Annotated in this window: 19 protein-coding genes; 11 read left to right on the top strand and 8 right to left on the bottom strand. The window is 71.8% G+C overall.

The genetic code is table 11. The annotated features are described in order from the left end of the window. Nucleotides 1–90: 90 nt before the first annotated feature. A complete protein-coding gene (locus tag AB0J66_RS06830; RefSeq protein WP_364656500.1) occupies nucleotides 91–909 on the bottom strand; it encodes an EamA family transporter in 819 nt (272 codons plus the stop codon). A gap of 192 nt (nucleotides 910–1,101) precedes the next feature. Between AB0J66_RS06830 and AB0J66_RS06825 the strand changes: the two genes are divergently transcribed. The 3 genes from AB0J66_RS06825 (at nucleotide 1,102) to AB0J66_RS06815 (ending at nucleotide 2,699) form a co-directional block, all read left to right on the top strand. After that, nucleotides 1,102–1,551 (top strand): nuclear transport factor 2 family protein, encoded by a 450-nt coding sequence (locus tag AB0J66_RS06825; RefSeq protein ID WP_364656496.1) that lies wholly within the window; start codon nucleotides 1,102–1,104, stop codon nucleotides 1,549–1,551. Between the two features lie 64 nt (nucleotides 1,552–1,615). Next, the gene (locus AB0J66_RS06820) at nucleotides 1,616–2,320 is read left to right on the top strand and encodes a hypothetical protein (protein ID WP_364656493.1); all 705 of its coding nucleotides are present in this window, start codon (nucleotides 1,616–1,618) and stop codon (nucleotides 2,318–2,320) included. Between the two features lie 109 nt (nucleotides 2,321–2,429). Further along, nucleotides 2,430–2,699 (top strand): hypothetical protein, encoded by a 270-nt coding sequence (locus tag AB0J66_RS06815; RefSeq protein WP_364656490.1) that lies wholly within the window; start codon nucleotides 2,430–2,432, stop codon nucleotides 2,697–2,699. Here the strand turns inward: AB0J66_RS06815 and AB0J66_RS06810 are convergent. From AB0J66_RS06810 to AB0J66_RS06790, 5 genes are all read right to left on the bottom strand, one after another. Next, nucleotides 2,683–3,183, bottom strand: coding sequence for a hypothetical protein (locus AB0J66_RS06810; protein WP_364656487.1), 501 nt, complete (start codon nucleotides 3,181–3,183; stop codon nucleotides 2,683–2,685). The genes AB0J66_RS06815 and AB0J66_RS06810 overlap by 17 nt on opposite strands. Nucleotides 3,184–3,243: 60 nt before the next feature. Then, nucleotides 3,244–3,621: a YccF domain-containing protein gene (locus tag AB0J66_RS06805; RefSeq protein ID WP_364656484.1), complete on the bottom strand. Its 378-nt coding sequence runs from the start codon at nucleotides 3,619–3,621 to the stop codon at nucleotides 3,244–3,246. A gap of 37 nt (nucleotides 3,622–3,658) precedes the next feature. Beyond that, complete coding sequence (locus AB0J66_RS06800; RefSeq protein ID WP_364656482.1) at nucleotides 3,659–5,236, bottom strand: methyl-accepting chemotaxis protein; 1,578 nt, start codon at nucleotides 5,234–5,236, stop codon at nucleotides 3,659–3,661. A 73-nt stretch (nucleotides 5,237–5,309) separates the two neighbouring features. Further along, nucleotides 5,310–6,080 (bottom strand): SigB/SigF/SigG family RNA polymerase sigma factor, encoded by a 771-nt coding sequence (locus tag AB0J66_RS06795; RefSeq protein ID WP_364656480.1) that lies wholly within the window; start codon nucleotides 6,078–6,080, stop codon nucleotides 5,310–5,312. Next, nucleotides 6,077–7,942 (bottom strand): glycoside hydrolase family 15 protein, encoded by a 1,866-nt coding sequence (locus AB0J66_RS06790; RefSeq protein WP_364656477.1) that lies wholly within the window; start codon nucleotides 7,940–7,942, stop codon nucleotides 6,077–6,079. Before AB0J66_RS06790 ends, AB0J66_RS06795 begins: the two co-directional genes overlap by 4 nt. A gap of 195 nt (nucleotides 7,943–8,137) precedes the next feature. Here AB0J66_RS06790 and AB0J66_RS06785 point away from each other — a divergent pair, with 195 nt between their 5' ends. Then, entirely contained in the window at nucleotides 8,138–9,226 is a 1,089-nt protein-coding gene (locus tag AB0J66_RS06785; protein ID WP_364656474.1) for an endo-1,4-beta-xylanase, read from the top strand. Between the two features lie 37 nt (nucleotides 9,227–9,263). Here the strand turns inward: AB0J66_RS06785 and AB0J66_RS06780 are convergent, their stop codons facing one another. Continuing rightward, the gene (locus AB0J66_RS06780) at nucleotides 9,264–9,851 is read right to left on the bottom strand and encodes an acyltransferase (RefSeq protein ID WP_364656472.1); all 588 of its coding nucleotides are present in this window, start codon (nucleotides 9,849–9,851) and stop codon (nucleotides 9,264–9,266) included. 238 nt (nucleotides 9,852–10,089) lie between these two features. Between AB0J66_RS06780 and AB0J66_RS06775 the strand changes: the two genes are divergently transcribed. The 7 genes from AB0J66_RS06775 to AB0J66_RS06745 all read left to right on the top strand — a co-directional run bounded on the left by AB0J66_RS06775 (nucleotide 10,090) and on the right by AB0J66_RS06745 (nucleotide 20,247). Further along, nucleotides 10,090–11,148 carry a Gfo/Idh/MocA family oxidoreductase gene (locus AB0J66_RS06775; protein WP_364657351.1) on the top strand — a complete coding sequence of 353 codons (1,059 nt, stop codon included), beginning with the start codon at nucleotides 10,090–10,092 and terminating at the stop codon, nucleotides 11,146–11,148. After that, nucleotides 11,145–12,110 carry an NAD-dependent epimerase/dehydratase family protein gene (locus tag AB0J66_RS06770; RefSeq protein WP_364656469.1) on the top strand — a complete coding sequence of 322 codons (966 nt, stop codon included), beginning with the start codon at nucleotides 11,145–11,147 and terminating at the stop codon, nucleotides 12,108–12,110. Before AB0J66_RS06775 ends, AB0J66_RS06770 begins: the two co-directional genes overlap by 4 nt. Before the next feature lie 8 nt (nucleotides 12,111–12,118). Next, on the top strand, nucleotides 12,119–13,234 hold the full coding sequence (locus AB0J66_RS06765) for a DegT/DnrJ/EryC1/StrS family aminotransferase (protein ID WP_364656466.1): 1,116 nt from the start codon (nucleotides 12,119–12,121) through the stop codon (nucleotides 13,232–13,234). Beyond that, nucleotides 13,231–13,860, top strand: coding sequence for an acetyltransferase (locus AB0J66_RS06760; RefSeq protein WP_364656464.1), 630 nt, complete (start codon nucleotides 13,231–13,233; stop codon nucleotides 13,858–13,860). The genes AB0J66_RS06765 and AB0J66_RS06760 overlap by 4 nt, the downstream gene beginning before the upstream one ends. A gap of 10 nt (nucleotides 13,861–13,870) precedes the next feature. After that, entirely contained in the window at nucleotides 13,871–14,959 is a 1,089-nt protein-coding gene (locus AB0J66_RS06755) for a DegT/DnrJ/EryC1/StrS family aminotransferase (protein ID WP_364656461.1), read from the top strand. Nucleotides 14,960–15,132: 173 nt separating this feature from the next. Further along, nucleotides 15,133–18,753 (top strand): DUF4082 domain-containing protein, encoded by a 3,621-nt coding sequence (locus AB0J66_RS06750; RefSeq protein ID WP_364656458.1) that lies wholly within the window; start codon nucleotides 15,133–15,135, stop codon nucleotides 18,751–18,753. A 12-nt stretch (nucleotides 18,754–18,765) separates the two neighbouring features. Beyond that, nucleotides 18,766–20,247, top strand: a complete 1,482-nt coding sequence (locus AB0J66_RS06745; protein ID WP_364656455.1) for a lipopolysaccharide biosynthesis protein — start codon at nucleotides 18,766–18,768, stop codon at nucleotides 20,245–20,247. 6 nt (nucleotides 20,248–20,253) lie between these two features. Here the strand turns inward: AB0J66_RS06745 and AB0J66_RS06740 are convergent, their stop codons facing one another. Further along, on the bottom strand, nucleotides 20,254–21,522 hold the full coding sequence (locus AB0J66_RS06740; RefSeq protein ID WP_364656452.1) for a glycosyltransferase family 4 protein: 1,269 nt from the start codon (nucleotides 21,520–21,522) through the stop codon (nucleotides 20,254–20,256). Between the last annotated feature and the right edge of the window lie 8 nt (nucleotides 21,523–21,530).

Genomic DNA, 21,530 nt, shown 5'->3' with positions numbered 1-21,530 from the left:
GAATCAACGCGCCGGCCCGTACCGCCCGCACGGGTTTTGACGGCCTTGGCACGCCCTCGCCCCACTTTCTGACGGCCCGTTGACGGCCGCTCACCGGGCGAGGCAGGCGATGGAGATCAGAGCGGCGACGACGCCGTACAGGTGCACGGTGTGCAGGCGCTCGCGGAGGAACAGGCGGTTGAGCAGGAGGGTGACCGCGGGGAACAGCGAGGCGACGACGGCGGCGGGGGCCAGGGCCGACGTGGCGGCCACGACGAAGGCCGCGTCGGCGCCGACGTCGGCCGCGCCGACCAGGACGATCCGGGGGCGGAGCAGGGCGCGCCATTCGCGGACCAGGACGAGGGCGACGACCAGCGCGACGGCGCCGGAGGTGAGGCGGGCGGCGGCGAGCGCCCAGAACTCGTCGGCCGTGCCCGCCTCGTGCAACAGGACGAAGAAGGCGCCGAAGCCGAGGGCGGCCCCGAGGGCGCAGGGGACGGCCGACCGGGGCGTACGGCCCGGAGCCGTGCCCCTGATCGGCCAGCTCGCCATCGTGGCCCCGGCCAGACCCGCCGCCACCCCCAGCGCGACCCCGGCCCCCAGGCGCTGCCCGTGCAGCAGCCCCCACCCGACCGGAACCAGCGCGGCCACCGCCGCCACCGGCGCCACCACGGCCGGCGAGCCGTCCCGCATCGCCCGGTAGAGCAGCCCCATCGCCGGCAGACCGACCAGCCCGGCCACGGCGCCCAGCCACAGCCGCCCGTCCCACACCGGTGGCAGGCCCCGCACCAGCACCGCCGGCGCGATCAAGATGAGCCCGGCGATCTGCGACCCGACGAGAATCGTCCACACCGGCACCCGCCGCCCCAGCACCCCGGCCAGAAAATCCGACAGCCCCCAGCCCACGGCCGCCACCACCGCGGTCGTCATCACCCAGACCATGCCCGTCAAGGAGCCCCGCCCCCGCACCAATCCATGCGGCCGATGATGCCCACCACGAACGCCCAGGTCAGTCGCCCGCAGGCGGGCGCCCAACCGGCCTAATCCGTTCGGTGCGCATCGCCCCGGAAGGCCACCCACCCCTCGCCGCATCGCTGATGATCCATGCCGCAGGATGTGCGCATGGGTTTCAAGATCATCTTCTCCGGGGCTTCCCTGTGTCTCCTGCTCGGTGGATGTGGCGGCGCCGAAACGCCTTCGGCGGCGGTCACCCCGGCCAGCGCCGCCGCCTCCTCGGCGCCGGTGTCGACGGCGCCCGGGGATGAGGGGGTGACCGGCGAACTGCGGCCGGCCGTTCAGGCCTACAGCGACGCCTTTCTCACCGGCGATGCGAAGAAGGCCTACGGGTTGCTGTCCGAGCGATGCCGGAAGCGGATGTCGCAGTCGGAGTTCACCCAGATCGTCACCGCGGCCGGGCAGATGTACGGCAGCGCCCTGCCACTGGAGACGTACTCCGCGAAGGTCTCCGGCGATCTCGCTCGGGTCACCTACACCTACTCGATCAAGGCGATCAACCAGGAGGCCGAGCCGTGGACCCGCGAGAGCGGTGAGTGGCACCAGGACGATTGCTGAAGTTTCCGGGCGAAGTGGCGCGGGCACTGTTCCGGGTCTATCGCCGCTACCGGAGGAGACCCGCATGGCCGCCCGATCGCCGGTGTTGTTGTCGATGCTCGCCGCTGTGGCTGTGGCGGGGTGCAGCACGGCCGAGGGGGCCGGGGCGCCGGTGGCGGCGGCGTCGAGTCAGGCCGGTGTCGCGCCGTCGGCTACGGGAGCGACCGCGGCGCGCACGATCCCGGCCACGGCGTTCTACACGATGCCGGAGGGCATGCGGCGGGAGCAGCGCAAGGCCGAAGGCTCGGACGCGGTGCCGGAACTGTGCGACCGCGAGCTGGCGCCCGGCGACGGGGTCGTGGCCAGCGCGGCGATGATGAACCTCTATCAGACGCCGGACAGCCCGGAGGGCTCGGTGCCGCACGGCATGCTCTATCAGACCATCAGGTCGTACGACGGTGACGGCGCCACGGCGTTCATGGAGCGGGCCCGGGACGGCCTGGCCGGCTGCCAGTCGTTCAAGACCGGCGAGAGCACCGTGCGGGTACGCACGAAGGCGCTGCCCGGCGCGGCCGACGAGGCCCTGACCATCGACCTGGTCCGGCCGCAGCTCGACCTGCCCGGCGACCCGACCGGCGGCGAGCAGACCAACAAGGTCGTGGTCATGCGCTTCGGCACCGTGGTGACCGTCCTCTACGACGACGAGTACGAACGCAGCAGCAGCATCCCCCAGCTCGTCGACACGTTCGTGGACGGCTCGGCGAAGGCGATCAAAGCCTGGCGCGGGTGATTCCTGCTGGCTGGTAGTGCGGGTTGGGGGGTGGCCCCGATGACACCCGGGCGCGAAGGGACGAGGGTAACGGGCAACACCTGACGCACCCGGAAGCGAGGCGACACCGATGTTGCTCACGACGGCACCGAAGGCCCAGCACCTCCGGTTCACGGTTCGCACGACGTTCGACACGGCGCGGGCCGAGGCGCTGTTCGCCTCGGCGCTGCAGCCGTCGGACCGCCCCTCGCCGGCTCAGGTCCGCGCGGCGATCACCAGCACGCTCCGCCAGCGCGGCATCCGCGGCTGCGCCGCCCATCTGGCCGGCGAGTTCGGCGACGACCCCGAGGCCGCCGCCGGCCGCATGCGCTGGGCCATCGCCGTCACCCAGGCGATCTGAGCTCGCCGAACCAGCTCGCCTGGCCGACCGGCATCCAGGCCGTCGTCGCCCAGAACGTCCGGGCCTGCGCGTCCTCCCCGGTCAGCGCGACCGACACGTGGGTCAGGCTGGGCGCGTCCGGGCTGACCACGCCGGTCGCTCCGTCCCGGATGCAGGTCAGCTCGCCGCACGGATGCTCACCCGGCACCGCCGTGAACTTGACGATGGCGCGCACCCCACCCACCGAGTAGACGTCGGTGACACCGTCATCGGCCGGATCGCCGACCGCCTCCATCCGCCGCAGCCCCGGCGGCGGCGTCTTCGGCACGAGCGCGAAATGCGCCACGTTCCCAGCCCGGCGATCCTCGTCGATCGCCGCCGCATCCGCCCGCAGCGGATCCCCCGCCACCGGCCTCGCCGCCTCCGGCGCCGGCCGGTAACTGCACCGGGCGAACACCGCCAGCCCGATCGCCAGCAGGATGACGAGGATCAATGCACGCTTCACGCCGGGGACTCTAACGAGTCCCGCCGCAGCGCGCGGTCCATGGCGACCTTGCAGAAGAACTCAGTCAAGGTCGACGATCTCGCGGCCCAGGGGCCAGAAGGCGACCGGGACCAGTTTGAAGTTGGCGATGCCGAACGGGATGCCGATGATGGTCACGCACTGGGCGATGCCGGCCGCGATGTGGGTCAGGGCCAGCCACCAGCCCGCGACGACGACCCACACGATGTTCGCGATGCCCGAGGCCACGCCGGCGGTGGGCCGGCTCACGACGGTCCGCCCGAACGGCCACAGCGAGTAGACGGCCAGCCGCAGCGCCGCCACCCCGAACGGGATCGTGATGATCAGCGCGAAGCAGATGAGCGCCGCGATGCCGTATCCGATCGCCAGCAGGAAGCCGCTGCCGAAGATGAACCAGAGGACGTTCAGGATCAGTCGCACGTGTCAATCATGACCGGGGCCTGCCAGCCCCGGATCATCAGCGGATGGTGAAGCGGCTGACGAGCTGGTCGAGCTCGGCCGACATCCGGGTCAGGCGGCCGGCGGCCTCGTGGGCCTCGTCGACGCCGGCCGTGGTGGCCTGGACCGAGGCGGCGACCCGGCCGACCGTGCCGGCCACCTCGCCGCCGGCCGAGGCGGCCTCGGCCACGCTGCGGCTCATCTCGTTGGTGGTGACGGTCTGCTCCTCGACGGCCGAGGCGATGGTGGTCTGGAAGTCGTTGATCCGGGCGATGGTCTCGCTGATCTGGGCGATGGCCGTGATGGCGCCGCTGGTGTCGGTCTGGATGGCGGCCACCCGGCGGCTGATGTCGTCGGTCGCCTTCGCGGTCTCCTGGGCCAGGTCCTTGACCTCGGAGGCGACCACGGCGAAGCCCTTGCCGCTCTCGCCGGCCCGGGCGGCCTCGATGGTCGCGTTCAGGGCCAGCAGGTTCGTCTGCTCGGCGATGGCCGTGATGGCCTTGACGACGGCGCCGATCTCGGCCGACGAGTCGCCCAGCCGGGCCATGACCGTGCTGGTGGCGGCGGTGATGTCGACCGCCTCGGTGGCGACCTGGGCGGCCTGGGTGGCGCTCTGGCTGATCTCGCGGATCGACGCGCCCATCTCCTCGGCCCCGGCGGCGACGGTCTGGATGTTGGACGACATGACCTCGGCCGAGGCCGCGACGGCGGCGGCCTGCTGCGCGCCCTGCTGGGAGCTGGCCGAGCTCTGCTCGCTGACCGTGGCCAGCGAGGCGGCGGCCTCGTCGAGTGCCTTCGCTTGCGCTGAGAGATCACCCATGGCGGTACGCATGGAGCCCGTGGCCCGGCGCAGACTCTCCGCCATGTGCCCGACCTCGTCGCGCTGGTCGACGTCGGTGTCCTGGGTCAGGTCGCCCTCGGCCACCGCGTCGAGCACGTCGGAGACCTTCCGCAGCGGCCGGACGATCATGCGGGCCGCGAGCAGGGCCAGCACGGCCGCGAGACCGACCGAGGCGGCGAAGGCGATCATGATCTCGGTCCGTGTCCGGTCGACCGTGGCGTCGAACTCCTGGCCCTCGACCAGCGCCGCGCTCGCCCGCTCGACTTCGGCCGTCAGCATCGCCTCGTACGTCTTGCGCAGGTCCCGGTTCTCGCCGAAGGCGGCGGTGACGGCGGCCTTCCGGTCGGTGGTGAAGGTGTCGAACTCGGCCTCGAGCGCCGCGAACCAGGCGTCCGTGGCCGCCTTGATCTTGTCGACGGTGGCCTGCTCGGTGGGAGTGCCCAGGGTGCGGGCGGCGGCGAGGTCGGCGTCGACCGCCTTCTTGCTGCCGAGCGCCTCGGTCTTGAAGTCGGTCTCACCGGCGATCAGGTAGCCGCGTTCGTCGTTCGCCGCGGCCTTGGCCTCGAGGGAGGCGTGGTTGAGGCCGGTGATGTAGGGGACGGCGCGCTGAAGCTCGGCCGCGCGCTGGCTGCGCAGGTCCTCGATGCCGGCCAGGCTGATCGCCCCGGTGACCACCGTGCCGGCGACGGCCACCCCCGCCACCCCGAGGATCTTGGTGGCTACCTTGCGGTCCCGTACCCAGCGTGCTGCCTTCACCGTGTCCTGCCCTCGTTCGTCGACTGTTCGAGGTACATCGGCGGCGAACGGCAGGTGCTCAAGAAGAAGTGATTCAGTTTTCCAGCTGGCGGCGGAGTTTGCCCAGGGCGCGGGTGCGCAGGCGGGAGACGTGCATCTGGGAGATGCCCTCGAGCTCGGCGATCTGGCGCTGGGTCAGGTTGCCGTAGAAGTCGCGGGCCAGGATGCGCTGCTCGCGCTCGTCGAGGGTGGCCAGGGCCGGCCCGAGCACGACACCCAGCTCGACCAGGGCGTACCCGTGCTCCTCGACGCCGAGGGTGGAGCCGAGGTCCAGGTCGCCGTCGGCCCCGGCCGGGGTGGAGAGGCTGGTCGCCGTGTAGGCGCCGGCGCCGGCCATGCCCTCGGCCACCTCCTCCTCGTCGATCTGCAGGTAGGCCGCGAGGTCGGTCACGGTGGGCCGGCGGCCGAGGCGGTGGGTCAGGTCGTTGTCGGCCTCGGCGATGGCCGAGCGCAGCTCCTGCAGGCGGCGCGGCACCCGCACCGACCACGTCCGGTCGCGGAAGTGCCGCTTGAGCTCGCCGACGATGGTCGGCACGGCGAAGGTGGTGAACTCGACCCCGCGGGCGCTGTCGTAGCGGTCCACCGCTTTGCACAGCCCCAGCGCCGCCACCTGGAGCAGGTCCTCGGCCGGCTCGCCGCGCCCGATGTAGCGGTAGGCCAGGTGGCGGGCCAGCGACAGCCACGCCTCGATGGCCCGGGCCCGCAGCGCGGGGTAGGCCGGATGCCGGGTGGACAGCCGGGCGACCGCGGCCACGAGGTCGCGGGCGTTCGAGTCGAGGGCCGGCGGGGCCGTCGCAACAGTCATCGGGCCGCCATGGCCGTGTGCCTGCGGGCGATGGCCCGCGGATGCCGGTCGAGTTCCCGGTCGAGGGTGACCGCGGCGTCGATGAGGGCCAGGTGGGTGAAGGCCTGCGGGAAGTTGCCGAGCTGCTCGCCGGTCAGCCCGATCTCCTCGGAGAACAGGCCGAGATGGTTGGCGTACGTCAGCATCTTCTCGAAGGTGAGCCGGGCCCGGTCGAGCTCGCCGGCCGCGGCCAGGGCCGAGACGTAGGCGAAGGTGCACAGCGAGAACGTGCCCTCCGAGCCGGCCAGGCCGTCCGGCGAGGCCGCCGGGTCGTAGCGGTAGACCAGGCTGTCGGTGACCAGCTCCTTCTCCATGGCCTGCAAGGTGGACACCCAGCGCGGGTCGCCCGGGGTCACGAAGCCCACGGTCGGCATGCGCAGCAGCGACGAGTCGAGCACCTCGGTGTCGTAGTGCTGCCGGAACGCCTGCCGCGCCGGGCTCCAGCCGCGCGTCATGATTTCGGTGTAGACGGCGTCGCGCTCGCGGCGCCACGTCTCCAGCGGGGCCGGCCGGCCGTGCTCGGCCGCCATCCGCAGGCCGCGGTCGAGGGCGACCCAGCACATCAGCCGCCCGTAGGTGAAGTCCTGCCGGCCGCCCCGGGTCTCCCAGATGCCCTCCTCGGGCTGCGACCAGTTGGCCGCGACCCAGTCGACCAGGTCACGGATGGCCAGCCAGCCCTGATGCCCAGGAGCCAGCCCGTGCCGCCCGGCCACGTACATGCTGTCCAGGGCCTCGCCGTAGATGTCGAGCTGGAGCTGCCCGGCGGCGCCGTTGCCGATCCGTACGGGCGCCGAGCCGCGATAGCCGCGCAGGTGCGGGAGGATCTCCTCGGAGAGGTCGCTCGACCCGTCCACCCGGTACATGATCTGCAATGGGCCGGCGCCGTCCTTGCCGTCCTGCTCGTCGACCCGGTCGCGCAGCCAGCCGGCCAGCGCGGCCGCCTCCTCGGTGAAGCCCAGGGACAAAAGCGAATAGACCGAGAACGACGCGTCGCGGACCCAGGTGTAGCGGTAGTCCCAGTTGCGTTCGCCGCCGATCTGTTCCGGCAGGGCCGCGGTCGGCGCCGCGATCAGGGCGCCCGTCGGCGCGTACGTCATCAGCTTGAGGGTGATGGCGGAGCGGTTGACCATCTCGCGCCAGCGGCCCGCGTAGGTGCAGCGGCCGAGCCAGGACTCCCAGAAGTCGACGGTGTGATCGAACAGCCGCAGCGCCTCGGCGACCCGTACCGCGTGCAGCGGGCCGGCGGTGCCCGTCTCGAGCAGCAGGCCGCGCACCTCGCCGGCGCTCAGCCGGAGGTCGGCGTAGACGTCGCCCTCGCCGTCGACCCGGGTCGCGGCGCGATGGTCGGCCGGTTCCCGGATGAGCCGGATCGTCAGCGCGCTGCGGGCGCCCTCGAAGGCGACGCCGTCGTCGGCCACGCGGGTCGTGAACGGCTCGCGGGCGTAGTCGAAGCGCGGCGAGACCCGGACGGCGAAGGCCATCTCGCCGCGGACACAGCGGACCATCCGGACTAGACGGTGCCGCTTGCGGTCGCCGTCGATCGGCATGAAGTCGACGACCTCGCCCACCCCGCCGGTCGTCATGAACCGGGTGATCAGCACGGCGGTGTCGGGCAGGTAGAGCTGCTTGGCGGAGAAGTCGCCGGTGGCGGGGCGGATCGCGAGCGAGCCGCCGCGCTCGGGATCGAGCAGCGCGCCGAAGACGCTGGGGGAGTCGAAGCGCGGCGCGCAGAACCAGTCGAGGGTGCCGTCGGTGGCGATGAGCGCGGCCGTCTGGAGGTCGCCGATCAGGCCATGGTCGGCGATGAGCGGGTGATCGGGCATGGCGGGCTCCTACAAGGTCACGAAGCAGCATGCGGCGTTTTCGGCCGGGTTGCCTCATGCGCCAGGGGTGAAGCGGCCCGCGGACATTGACGGACACCTTTGATCCCCCTAAGTTCCGACGGAACTCCGGAAGTTGCGGACCCGCAAGATCGCCACCGATCGGGCCGTGCTGACGGCATATTTAAAGGAGTCGCTGTGAGAAAGGCACTGCTAGTCCTCGCCACGCTTCCCTTACTGGCCCTCGGGGCCCAGCCGGCCCTGGCCCATGACCATGGCAAGAGTCAGACCCTTCGGCAGGCGGCGCCCCGAGACTTGCGGATCGGCACCGCGGTCGCGGGCGGCGGGCACCACGTCGACCAGCCTTATCCGGATCCGTTCACCTATGACCGGCCGTACCGGAAGGTTCTGGCTCTCCAGTTCAATTCGGTCTCGCCCGAGAACCAGATGAAATGGGAGTTCATCCACCCCGAGCGCAACCGGTACAACTTCGGCCCGGCCGACGCCATCGTGCGCTTCGCCCGGCAGCACGGCCAGGTCGTCCGTGGTCACACCCTGTTGTGGCACAGCCAGAACCCGGCGTGGCTGAACGAGGGCACCTTCACCAAGGCGGAGCTGCGCTCGATCCTCAAGAGCCACATCTTCACGGTGGTCGGCCACTACCGCGGGCAGATCCAGCAGTGGGACGTGGCCAACGAGATCTTCAACGAGAACGGCGAGTACCGCACGGAGAACATCTTCATCCGCGAGCTCGGGCCGGGCATCGTGGCCGACGCGTTCCGCTGGGCCCACCAGGCCGATCCCCGGGCTCAGCTGTTCCTCAACGACTACGGCGTCGAGTGGCCCGGTGTGAAGGTCGACGCCTACGAGGCGCTGGCCAAGCAGCTGCTCGCCCAGCGGGTGCCGCTGCACGGCTTCGCGTCGCAGGCCCACCTGAGCATGCGCTACGGCGCGCCCGACCAACTGGCGGGCGTGCTGCAGCGCTTCGACGACCTCGGGCTGCACACCGCGATCACGGAGCTTGACGTACGCATGGACCTGCCCGATAGTGGCGTGCCTACCACCGAGCAGTTGCGGACCCAGGCCTCCTACTACAAGACGGTGCTCGACGCGTGCCTCGCCGTGGACGGCTGCAACTCGTTCACGATCTGGGGCTTCACCGACAAGTACTCGTGGGTGCCCGTGTTCTTCCCGGCCGAGGGCGCCGCGACTGTGATGTGGGACGACTTCACCAAGAAGCCGGCTTACTACGCCCTCCGCGACACCCTGCAGAGGGCCCGCCGCTGAGACGGCGCCGCCCGGGCCCGCCAGCCCGGGCGGCGTCTCACCTCGGCCGAAGCTCGCCGTCGCTCTCCACAAAGGTCTCGCCGGTCTCCGGGCAGACCCAGGTGCCGTCGCCCTTGTCCGCCAGTGGCCGGCCGGCCCGGCCGACCCAGCCGACACGGCGGGCCGGCACCCCGACCACGAGCGCGAAGTCGGGCACGTCCTTGGTGACCACGGCCCCGGCCGCGACGAGCGCCCAGCGACCCACGGTCACCGGCGCCACGCACACCGCGCGAGCGCCGATGGCCGCGCCCTCACCGATCGTCACACCCACCGCGTGCCAGTCGTCGCCCGTCTTGAGCCGGCCGTCCGGCGTGACGGCGCGCGGGTACTCGTCGTTGGTCAGCACGGCGGCCGGGCCGACGAAGACGCCGTCGCCCAGCCGGGCCGGCTCGTAGACCAGCGCGTGGTTCTGCAGCTTGACGTTGTCGCCGATGACGACCCCGGGACCGACGTACGCGCCGCGGCCGACGTTGCAATTGGCGCCCAGCACGGCATCTTCGCGGATCTGGGCCAGATGCCAGATTCGGGTGCCTTCGCCGATGGTGGCCCGGGAATCGACGTCCGCGGTCGGGGCTACGTCAGTCATAGCCGGGCAGACTAACGGGACGGGACCACGCGATGGTGTCGCGAAATCGACCCAGCGGCCCATTCCGGCCGATGGTCGCCGTCCACATTGACCGACAGTCGCGCGACCCCGACCGAACGTACCGGCGGCCCCTCGCGGCCTCGGTTGGACTTCCGTCACGCCTCTTCCGGTGGGCGCATCGGGATCGATAACTTCCGGCACGGAAGAACTCCGCCCGTCCACCGTGCACCGGATGAGGATGTCCGTGACTCAACCAATCGGTATCGCCGTGATCGGGGCCGGCTACTGGGGCCCCAACCTCGTCCGCAACTTCCAGGCCACGCCGGCCTTCCGGTTGCGCTGGCTGTGCGACCTGGACGTCGACCGGGCCCGCCGCGTGCTCGGTGGCTACTCGACCGTCCAGGTCACCGCCGAGCTGGACGAGGTGCTGGCCGACCCCGAGGTGCAGGCCGTCGCCATCGCCACGCCGGCCGGCACCCACCTGCCGGTGGCCATGGCCGCGCTCGCGGCCGGCAAGCATGTCCTCGTGGAGAAGCCGCTGGCCGCCACGTACGAGGAGGGCCGGCGGCTGGTCGAGGAGGCCGGCCGCCGCGGCCTGACCCTGATGTGCGACCACACGTACTGCTACACCCCGGCCGTGCTGCGCATCCGTGAGCTGCTGCGCTCGGGCGAGCTGGGCGAGCTGCACTTCCTCGACTCGGTCCGGATCAACCTGGGCCTGGTCCAGCGCGACATCGACGTGGTGTGGGACCTCGCGCCGCACGACTTGTCCATCCTCGACTTCGTTCTTCCCGAATCGGTCCGTCCGATAGCGGTCTCGGCGCACGGCGCCGACGGGATCGGCGCCGGCCGGGCCTGCGTGGCGTATCTGACGCTGGAGCTCAGCAACGGCGCGATCGCCCACATCCACGTCAACTGGCTGTCACCGGTGAAGATCCGGACGACCATCGTCGGCGGGTCGAAGCGGACTCTCGTCTGGGACGACCTCAACCCGAGCCAGCGCGTCGCCATCTACGACCGCGGCGTCGACGTGGCCTCGCCCGAGGAGCTCGGCGACGAGCAGCGCCGCGACATCCTCGTCTCGTACCGCTCGGGCGACATGGTCGCCCCGGCCCTGACCGAGCGCGAGGCGCTGCGCACGATGGTCGACGAGTACGCGCGGGCCATCACCTCCGGCGAGCCGGCGCTGACCGACGGCCGTTCCGGTCTCCGCGTCCTCGAGATCCTGCAGGCGGCCACGCGCAGCCTGGCCGAGGGCGGCACCATGATCAAACTCGATGAAGGGCACATGGCGTGACGGGCGTACAGATCGAGGGTGCGCGCGCCCTGGTCACGGGCGGGGCGGGCACCATCGGCTCGCACGTCGTCGACGAGCTGGTCCGCGGGGGCGCGGCCGAGATCGTGGTCCTGGACAACTTCGTCCGCGGCCGCCGCGAGAACCTGGCCTGGGCGCTGGAGAACGGCCCGGTCGAGCTGGTCGAGGGGGATATCCGCGATGTCCCCCTCGTCAACGACGTGACCGAGGGCAAGGACCTGGTGTTCCACCTCGCCGCCATCCGGATCACGCAATGCGCGGAGGAGCCCCGGCTGGCCAACGAGGTGCTCGTGGACGGCACCTTCAACGTGGTCGAGGCCGCCGCTGAGAAGGGCGTCAAGAAGGTGATCGCCTCCTCGTCGGCCTCCGTCTACGGCCTGGCTGAGGAGTTCCCGACCACCGAGCGCCACCACCCCTACAACAACGACACGTTCTACGGCGCGGCCAAGGCGATGAACGAGGCCACGCTGCGCAGTTTCCACGCCATGAAGGGCCTGGACTACGTGGCGCTGCGCTACTTCAACGTCTACGGGCCCCGGATGGACATCTACGGTCTCTACACCGAGGTGCTCATCCGCTGGATGGAGCGCATCGACGCCGGGACGCCGCCGCTGATCCTGGGCGACGGCCTGGCCACGATGGACTTCGTGCACGTGGCCGACATCGCCCGGGCCAACATCCTGGCCGCGAGGGCCGACGTCACCGACGAGGTCTTCAACATCGCCAGCCAGACCGAGACGAGCCTGCGCGACCTGGCCGCCGCGCTCAGCGAGGTCATGAAGTCGGACCTGGAGCCGGAGTTCGGCCCGGCCCGCGCGGTCAACGGCGTCACCCGCCGCCTGGCCGACACCACCGCCGCCCGCGAGAAGCTCGGCTTCACCGCTCAGCTGTCGCTGAAGCAAGGCCTGGAAGGCCTCGTCGACTGGTGGCGATCGTCCAAATGATTCCCGTGATGATTCCCCAGCTGGGGGAGGAAGAGGCTCAGGCCGCGGCCGAGGCCGTACGCTCCGGCTGGGTCGCCCAGGGCCCGCGCGTCGCCCAGTTCGAGAAGGACTTCGCGGCGGTCGCCGGCGCCTCGCACGGGGTGGCCGTCAGCTCGTGCACGACCGCGTTGCACCTCGCCCTGGTGGCGCTCGGCGTCAAAGCCGGTGACGAGGTCGTCGTCCCGTCGCTGTCGTTCATCGCCACGGCCAACGCCGTGCGCTATGTCGGCGCGACCCCCGTCTTCGCCGATGTGGATCTGGCCACGGGCAACCTCACGGTCGAGACCATCGAGGCCGTACGCACGCCGCGTACCCGGGCGGTCATCGCGGTGCACCAGGGCGGCGTCCCGTTCGACACCGCCGGCCTGCGCAAGGCGGCCGCCGGCTGGGGCGTCGAACTGGTCGAGGACGCCGCCTGCGCGGCCGGCTCCACGGCCTACGGGCAGCCGGCCGGCACCGGAGCCACGCTCGCCGCGTGGTCGTTCCACCCGCGCAAGCTCATCACCACCGGCGAGGGCGGCATGGTCACGCTCGACGACGCCGACCGGGCCGCGCGCCTGCGCCGGCTGCGCGAGCACGGCATGAACGTCTCGGCCGCCGACCGGCACAAGAGCAGCCAGCCGGTGCTCGAGGCGTACCTCGAGACCGCCTACAACTACCGGATGACCGACATCCAGGCCGCGGTCGGGCTCGTCCAGCTCGGCCGCCTGCCCGGTCTGGTCGCGCACCGCCGCTCTCTGGCCGGGCGTTACCAGTCGTTGCTGGCCGGCATCGACGGTCTCGTGCCGGTTCGTGACCCCGCCTACGGACAGACGAACTACCAGTCGTTCTGGGTGCTCATCGAGCCGGCGTACGGCCGCGGCCGGGACGACGTGCTGGCCGAGCTGGCGAAGCAGGGCGTCTCGGCCCGGCGCGGCATCATGGCGGCCCACCTGGAGCCCGCCTACGCCGACGTCACGCCCGGGCCGCTGCCGGTGACCGAGCGGATCACCCGCGACTCGCTGATCCTGCCGCTGCACCACAAGCTCACCGAGGACGACCAGGACCACATCGTCGGCGTGCTGCGGGAGCTGGCCCGGTCGTGAACGACCTGATCATCGTCGGCGCGGGCGGCTTCGCGCGGGAGACCGCCTCCGCCGCCCGCGCCGACTGGAACGTGCTCGGCTTCCTCGACGACAACCCGGAGCTGCACGGCACTGCGCGTTCCGGGCTGCCCATCCTGGGGCCTGCCGCGTCTGCCGAAGACATCGACGCCGCCGTCGTGGTCTGTGTGGGCAATCCGCGCAACTTCACGGCCCGGCGCAGCATCGTCGAGCGCCTCGACCTGCCGTCGTCTCGCTATGCCACCGTCGTGCACCCCCTTGCGTCGGTCGGCGCGGGCAGTTCCGTCGGCCCCGGCACCGTGCTGCTGGCCGGCACGGTGCTCACGGCCGACGTCGCCGTCGGGGCCCACGTGGCCGTCATGCCGCAAGCCGTGCTCACCCACGACGACCGCGTCGGCGACTACTGCACCATCGCCTCCGGCGTCCGGCTCGGCGGGGGCGCCGTGCTCGACGAGGAGGCGTACCTCGGCGCCGGCGCCCTCCTCCGCGAGGGCGTGAAAGTCGGCGCTCGCGCCCTGGTCGGCATGGGCTCGGTCGTGCTCCACGACGTCCCGTCCGGCGAGGTCTGGGCCGGCAACCCGGCCCGTCCGATCCGCCCCACCGCTTAGGAGTCAGCCCATGTCCCGCATCCCGCTGGTCGACCTCGCCGCCGCCCACGCCGAGGTGGCCGAGGAGGTCGAGGCCGGCTTCAAGCGCGTCATCGCCGAGACCGCCTTCGTCGGCGGCCCCGAGGTGGCCGCGTTCGAGCAGGAGTACGCCGCCTTCTCCGGCCTCGGCCACTGCGTCGGCGTGGCCAACGGCACCGACGCCCTCGAGCTGGCGCTGCGCGCCGTCGGGGTCACCCCCGGCACCGAGGTGATCCTGCCGGCCAACACGTTCATCGCCACGGCGGAGGCGGTCGCCCGCTGCGGCGCGAAGGTCGTGCTGGTCGACTGCGACCCGGCCACGTACCTCATCGACGCCGAGGCCGCCCTCGCCGCCGTCACCCCGGCCACCCGCGCGATCGCGCCCGTCCACCTCTACGGCCAGATGGCCGAGGTGGAGAAGCTCGCCCAGGCCGGCGTGGCCGTCGTCGAGGACGCCGCCCAGTCGCAGGGCGCCACCCGCCACGGCCGCGCGGCCGGCGTCGACGGCATCGCCGCCACCAGCTTCTACCCCGGCAAGAACCTCGGCGCCTACGGCGACGCGGGTGCGGTCGTCACCTCCTCCGAGGAGCTGGCCACCACGGTCCGTACCCTCGGCAGCCACGGCGGCCTGAAGAAGTACCACCACGACCTGGTCGGCATGAACAGCCGCCTCGACGGCCTGCAGGCCGTCGTGCTGCGAGCCAAACTGGCCCGCCTGGCCGACTGGAACGCCCGCCGCCGCGCCGCCGCGGCCCGCTACCACGAGCTGCTGTCCGGCCTCGACATCGTGCTCCCGGCCACCCTCGACGGCAACGAGCACGTCTGGCACATCTACTGCATCCGCATCCCCGGCGGCCGCCGCGACGCCGTCCTCGGCCGCCTGAACGCGGCCGGCATCGGCGCCGGGATCCACTATCCGATCCCGGTGCACAAGACGGGCGCTTTCGCTGAAGTGGGCGGATCCTTCCCGAATGCCGAGGCCGTCGCCCCGGAGATCCTGTCCCTGCCGATCTACCCGCAGATCACGCCGGATCAGCAGGCCAGAGTGGCCGAGACGCTGACCGGCGCCCTACACGGCTGAGCGCTTTGAATCCGTTGTGGACCGGTGGCCGCCCGAAAAGCTGATGGTGGCTCGCACACGACGATCATTACGTTCGCGCTGAAATACCTTTCCGAATTCTCCGCGCAGAGGCGGCCGCACATATGAACATCGCAGGCGTAAGACGGCAGCGGAAGCTGCGCGCGACAACGGCCGTGACCGCTGTCGGAATTCTGGTCGCAGGCGTCCTGGCCGTGCTCCTCCCGCAGTCCGCGGCGGTCGCAGCCTGCTCGGCCAACCCCGTCGTCTGCGAGAACCAGCTGACCGGAACGTCGCGCACTGTCTGGGACATCGAGGGCGCGGGCGACGAGACGCTGCAGGGCTTCGCCACCGACATGAGCGTGAACGCCGGCCAGACCGTCAGCTTCAAGGTCCGGGCGGAGCACGCCTACACGATCGACATCTACCGCCTCGGCTATTACGGCGGCAGCGGCGCCCGCAAGATCACCTCCTTGCCCGGTACCTACCCGGCGCAGAACACGACGACCGACTGCGTGAGCGACACGGTCGCCACCCAGATCTACGACTGCGGCACGTGGGCGGCCTCGGCCAGCTGGCCGGTGCCGGCGACCGCCGTCTCCGGCGTGTACTTCGCCCTGCTCACCCGAACCGACGACGACGAGGCGAGCAGCCACGTCACCTTCGTCGTGCGCAACGACGCCAGTCACTCGGACGTCTTCTTCAAGACCTCGGACGCGACCTGGCAGGCGTACAACCTGTACGGCGGGGCCGACTTCTACTCCGGTCCCAACGGCCGGGCCACCAAGCTCAGCTACAACCGGCCCTTCGCCACCCGGGGCGCCCTGGGCGGCCGGGACTTCCTCTTCAGCAACGAGTACCCGGCCATCCGATTCATGGAGCGCAACGGCTACGACGTCACGTACACCACCGACGTCGACATGGATCGCCGGGCCACCCTGATCAACAACCACAAGGTGTTCCTCTCCGTCGGCCATGACGAATACTGGTCGGGTGCCCAGCGCGCCGCCGTCGAGTCGGCCCGCGACGCCGGCGTCAACCTCGCCTTCCTCAGCGGGAACGAGGTCTACTGGCGCACCAGGTGGGAGCCGAGCAAGGACGGCAGCAACACCGCGCACCGCACGCTGGTCTGCTACAAGGAGACCTGGGCCAACCAGAAGAGCGACCCCGAGCCGGAGTGGACCGGCACGTGGCGCGACCCGCGGTTCGCCCAGCCCGCGCAGGGCGCCGGCCGGCCCGAGAACGCCCTCACCGGCACCGCCTTCATGGCCAACAGCGATGACCTCGACCTGCAGGTGCCGGCCGCGCAGGGCAAGAACCGGTTCTGGCGCGGCACTGCCGCCGCGACGCAGGCCGCCGGCGCCACCCTCACCCTGGCCCCGCACACCGTCGGCTACGAGTCCGACGAGGACCTGGACAACGGCTTCCGGCCGGCCGGCCTGATCCGCCTGTCGACCACGGTCGGCGAGACCCCCGAATACCTGCGCGACTTCGGCAACGACGTCACGCCCGGCACCACCACCCACCACATGACGCTCTACCGGGCGGCCAGCGGGGCGCTCGTTTTCGGCGCGGGCACCGTCCAGTTCGCCTGGGGCCTCGACGCCAACCACGACAGCTCGTTCGATCCGATCGCCCCCGCCGACAGCCGGATGCAGCAGGCGATCGTGAACCTGCTGGCCGACATGCACGTCCAGCCGGCGACGAGGATGAGCGGCCTGGCCGCCGCGTCCGCCTCGACCGACGCCACCGGCCCGACCACGACGATCACCGCCCCGTCCGTCGGCGCCACGGCGGCCAACGGCGCCAAGGTGACCGTCTCCGGCACCGCCGCCGACAGCGGCGGCGGCGTTGTGGCCGGCATCGAGGTCTCGCTGGACAACGGCGCCACCTGGCACCCGGCCACCGGCACCACCAGCTGGACCTACAGCGGCTACCTGTCGGGCGACGGCACGGGGACCATCCGGGTCCGGGCGACCGACGACAGCGCCAACATCGGCCCGGTCGCGTCGCGCGTCGTCGCCCTGACCGGTTCCGCGTCGTTGTTCGGGGCCCGCGTGCCGGCCACCCCGGCGTCCACCGACACCGACGCGGCCGAGCTCGGCGTCAAGGTGATCCCGCAGACCGACGGCTTCGTCAAGGGCATCCGCTTCTACAAGGGCGCCGGCAATACCGGCAGCCACAACGGCACGTTGTGGTCGTCGGACGGCGATCTGCTGGCCGGCGGCACCTTCAGCGGGGAGTCGGCGACCGGGTGGCAGACCCTCACCTTCTCGCCCGCCGTACCGGTGGTCGCCGGCACCACGTACGTGGCCTCGTACACGGCGCCGAACGGGCGCTATGCGGCCGACTCCTGGGTCTTCGCCTACAAGCCGTTCCAGGCGCCCCCGCTGAGCTCGCCACGCAACGGTGACGGCGGCGGCAACGGGTTGTTCGGCAACCCCGGCCAGTTCCCGGTCCAGTCCTACAACGCGGCCAACTACTACGTGGACGTGCTGTTCGACTCTTCGGCCCTGACCCCGCCGACGGTGGGCGGCGTGACGCCGACCCCGAACGCGATCTACGTGTCGGCCACGGCGCACCCGACCGCGACCTTCAGCAAGCCGATCAACGCCTCGACCATCACCTTCACCCTCACGGGTCCGGGCAGCACCGCGGTTGCCGGCTCCGTCGACTACGACACGGCGTCGCGGACGGCCACCTTCACCCCGTCGGCCGATCTGGCGGCCGGAGTGACGTACACGGCGTCCATCACCGCCTCCGACACCAACGGCAACTCCCTGGCCGCCCCGCAGACCTGGTCGTTCACCGTCGACCCGGCCTCGACCGAGGTGAGCACCCTGTTCACCGCCTCGGACACCCCGGCCACGGCGGCGGTCAAGGACTCGACGGCGATCAGCCTCGGCGTCAAGTTCACCCCGAGCGCGGACGGGGACGTCATCGGCGTGCGCTTCTACAAGGGCTCGGGCAACGGCGGCACGCACGTCGGCAGTCTCTGGTCGGCCACCGGCAGCCGCCTGGCCCAGGCGACGTTCGTCAGCGAGTCGTCCGGCGGCTGGCAGACGGTGTACTTCGCCGATCCGGTGGCGGTCAAGGCCGGCACCCAGTACGTGGCGTCGTACTACGCTCCGCGCGGCAACTACGCCTCGACCGGCGGCTACTTCTCGACCACACGGACGACCGGGCCGTTGAGCGCGCCGGCCGGCACCAACGGCGTTTATCTGTACGGCTCGGACGGGTTCCCGACCGGGTCGTGGGGCAGCACCAACTACTGGGTGGACCCGGTCTTCGTGGCCGCGCCGCCACAGCCGCAGCCCGAGGTGCCGTCGGGCGCCCGCACGGTGTTCCCGGCGACCGCGGTACCGGCCAACCCGAGCTGGAACGATTCCGGATCGCTCGAGGTCGGCCTGAAGTTCACCACCGACACGGCCGGCGTCGTCAACGGAGTGCGCTTCTACAAGGGTCCCGGCAACGACGGCGCCCACTCGGGCACGCTGTGGACGGCGTCCGGCGCCCTGCTGGCCTCCGGCCCGTTCGTGGGTGAGACCGAGTCGGGCTGGCAGACCATGTTGTTCTCGGCGCCGGTCGCGATCGAGGCCGGCACACAGTACGTGGTCTCGTACTCCGCGCCGAGCGGTCACTACGCCGTCGAGGTGAACGGCCTGTCCACCCCGGTGGTCAACGCCCCGCTGCGGACGGTGGCCGGCGGTGGCTCCTACCGGTACGGCGGGGGTTTCCCGGACGCAGCCGTCAACCACAACTACTGGGTCGACGTCGTCTTCACCCCGGAGAGCTAGGAGGACGGTTCGTTGAAGCTGGGGGTAGCGGAGGAGGGTTCGCTCTTCTCCCGCGCCGGCCGGGCGCTGGGATGGAGTTTCGCCAGCACCGCCCTGGCCAAGCTGAGCACCTTGGCCATCGGCATCGTGCTGGCCCGGATCCTCGGTCCCGAGGAGTTCGGCACGTTCGCCGTGGCCACGGTGGCGCTGCTGGCCGTGCTCAGCTTCAACGAGCTCGGGGTCAGCCTGGCCATCGTCCGATGGCCGGGCGACCCGCGGGAGATCGCGCCGACGGTCACCACCATCTCGGTGGTGTCGAGTGCGCTCATCTGCCTGGCGACCTATCTGGCAGCGCCGGCCTTCTCGGCCGCCATGGGCGCGCCGGACGCGACCCCGGTGGTACGGGTGCTCGGGCTCAGCGTGCTGGTCAGCGGTGTCGCCGCGGCGCCGGTGGCCATGCTGCAGCGGGAGTTCCGCCAGGACCGCAAGATGATCGCCGATCAGGTGGCGACCTGGACGAGCGCGCTGACGTCGGTGGCCCTGGCGCTGGCCGGCGTCGGCGCCATGAGCCTGGCCGTCGGGCAGCTGGCCGGCTCGGTGATCGGGGCCGGGCTGTTCATCGCCTTCGCGCCGCGGTCGCTGCGCTTCGGTTTCGACCCGGCCCGGGCCCGGGCACTGCTGCGGTTCGGTCTGCCGTTGGCCGGGTCGAGCATCGTGGTGTTCGCGGCGACCAACGTCGACAAGGTGGTCGTGGGGGCCGTGCTGGGCCCGGTCCCGCTCGGTTATTACGTGCTGGCGGCCAATCTGGCCAACTGGCCGGCCACCGTGTTCTCCCTGCCGGTGCGGTCGGTGGCGCCCGCGCTGCTGGCGCGGCTGCAGTCGGACCCGCCGGCGATGCGCCGCACGTTCCTGTCGACCGGCGGCCTGCTCGGCGCGATCACGCTGCCGGCCTGTGTCGCGCTCGCCGTCGCGGCCGAGCCGCTCGTCACTCTGGTCTACGGCGATGTCTGGCGACCGGCCGCGATGGTGCTCACCTGGCTCGGCCTGCTGGCCGGGCTGCGCATCCTGTTCGAGCTCGTCTACGACTACTTCGTGGTGCTGGCCAACACCCGCGTGGTCTTCACCGTGCAGGTCGTCTGGTTCGTGGCCCTGGTGCCGGCCCTGTGGCTCGGCGCCGACGCGGGTGGCGCCGCCGGAGCCGGGGCGGCGGCGCTGGCCGTCGCGGCTCTCGTGGTCGCGCCCATCTACCTCTACGAGCTGCGCCGCACGGGAGTCTCCGGCCGTGCCTTCGGGGCCCGGCTCGCGCCGGCCGCCGCCGGTGGCCTCGCCGTGGCCGCGGTCGGCGTGCCGGCCACGCTGCTCCTCGGCGCCGGCCTGGTGGCTCTGACGGCCACCGGCGTCGCGGCCGTGGCCGTGCTCGGCCTGCTGGTCCGTCGTCTGCGCGGCACACTGCGGTCGCTGCGCTCGGTCGGCGAGCCGGCGGCGACGGCGGAAGCCGCCGCCGCCCCGGCTTGACGGTCGCTACTTCCTGCCGGCGAGCGCCTGGCCGGCCAGCGTGACCTGGTTGAAGTCCTCCGAGGCGCGGGTGCCCCGCGCGGCCCGGTAGCGTCGGCGCACCTTGTGCGCGGCCACGCCGGAGAACGACCGGGTCAGCTCCGCGCCCTGACCGAGCACTCCCCGGCCGGAGCGCGCCGCGGCCAGCGCCTCGCGGTAGATGTCCTCCTGGACGCGCGCGGCCCGGGACAGGCTGAACCGCTCCTCGGCCAGCCGCCGCCCGTAGGCCCCGAGCTCCGAGCGCCGGGCCGGATCGGCCACCAGCGACCGCAGGATCGCAGCCAGCCGCTCGGCTCCGCCCGTGCCGTCGGCGACGCCGTACCAGCCCTGTTGCAGAAACAGGCCGGCGCTGTCCGGCGTGAGCAGCTCCCAGAAACCCTTCTCGCCCTGGACCACCAGCGGCTTGCCGAACGCCAGGGAGCGCAGGGCCGAACCGCCCATGCCGAGCATGACGTCGGCCGCGGCGTACGCCGGCCGGGGATCGAAGAGCTCACCGGTGAGCACGACGGCCCGGCGCCCGGCGCGCGCGTTCGCTTTGGCCGCGTGCTCCTCGACCGTGGCCCGCGCGGTGCCGTCGCCGACGACGGTCAGGCGAAGCGGCAGCTCCCGGGACAGCTCGCCGACCACGTCGATCGCGGTGAGCACGCCCTCGAGCTTGAGCTCGGGCACCAACCGGCAGACGACGACGAGATCGACCGGGCCGGGGCCGAGGTCGTGCTCGGCGCGGAACGCCCCGGTGGGATGGCAGGGGGCGTTGGCGACGACGTCGACCGGGGGCTCGATGAGGTGCACCGGGCCGGGCCGGCCGGGCGCGGTGACGTCCTGAATGGCCTTCGTGCCCACCACCAGAGGCAGCGAAGCGGGCAGGAACGGCGCCACCGACATCGACATCACCGTGCAGACCGCCGCGGCCCGGCCGAGGGGAAAAGCGGCGGCCGCCGCCTCCAGGCCCGGTGGCCACTCGTAGCCGTGCACGATGTCCACGCCCTCGGCCCGCACAAGCCGGCGCAGTCGGCGCGTGACGGCGGGGGACGGGCGGCGACGGCCCGCCGGCACTGGAATGTGCCGAAGGCCCAGATCTCGCACGAGCCGAACGAGCGGGCCGTCGTCGCCGACCACCGCCACCCGGTGCCCGAGGTCCCGGGTGGCCGCGGCCAGCTCGATGGCGTTCAGTTGGCTGCCGCCCATGGCCATGTCGTGCGGGTAGACCAGGATGTTCATCCGGTCGAGGCCCATCGCAATAC

The organism is Actinoplanes sp. NPDC049598 (assembly GCF_040675435.1).
Taxonomy (GTDB): Bacteria; Actinomycetota; Actinomycetes; order Mycobacteriales; family Micromonosporaceae; genus Actinoplanes.
Note: the sequence above shows the minus strand (reverse complement) of the source record. Positions and strands in the feature narration are given on the sequence as shown.

Coding starts and splice junctions, on each gene's coding strand:
- AB0J66_RS06830 (WP_364656500.1), bottom strand. CDS start 909: ATGACGACCGCGGTGGTGGCGGCCGTGGGCTGGGGGCTGTCGGATTTT.
- AB0J66_RS06825 (WP_364656496.1), top strand. CDS start 1,102: ATGGGTTTCAAGATCATCTTCTCCGGGGCTTCCCTGTGTCTCCTGCTC.
- AB0J66_RS06820 (WP_364656493.1), top strand. CDS start 1,616: ATGGCCGCCCGATCGCCGGTGTTGTTGTCGATGCTCGCCGCTGTGGCT.
- AB0J66_RS06815 (WP_364656490.1), top strand. CDS start 2,430: ATGTTGCTCACGACGGCACCGAAGGCCCAGCACCTCCGGTTCACGGTT.
- AB0J66_RS06795 (WP_364656480.1), bottom strand. CDS start 6,080: ATGACTGTTGCGACGGCCCCGCCGGCCCTCGACTCGAACGCCCGCGAC.
- AB0J66_RS06790 (WP_364656477.1), bottom strand. CDS start 7,942: ATGCCCGATCACCCGCTCATCGCCGACCATGGCCTGATCGGCGACCTC.
- AB0J66_RS06780 (WP_364656472.1), bottom strand. CDS start 9,851: ATGACTGACGTAGCCCCGACCGCGGACGTCGATTCCCGGGCCACCATC.
- AB0J66_RS06775 (WP_364657351.1), top strand. CDS start 10,090: ATGTCCGTGACTCAACCAATCGGTATCGCCGTGATCGGGGCCGGCTAC.
- AB0J66_RS06765 (WP_364656466.1), top strand. CDS start 12,119: ATGATTCCCCAGCTGGGGGAGGAAGAGGCTCAGGCCGCGGCCGAGGCC.
- AB0J66_RS06755 (WP_364656461.1), top strand. CDS start 13,871: ATGTCCCGCATCCCGCTGGTCGACCTCGCCGCCGCCCACGCCGAGGTG.
- AB0J66_RS06740 (WP_364656452.1), bottom strand. CDS start 21,522: ATGGGCCTCGACCGGATGAACATCCTGGTCTACCCGCACGACATGGCC.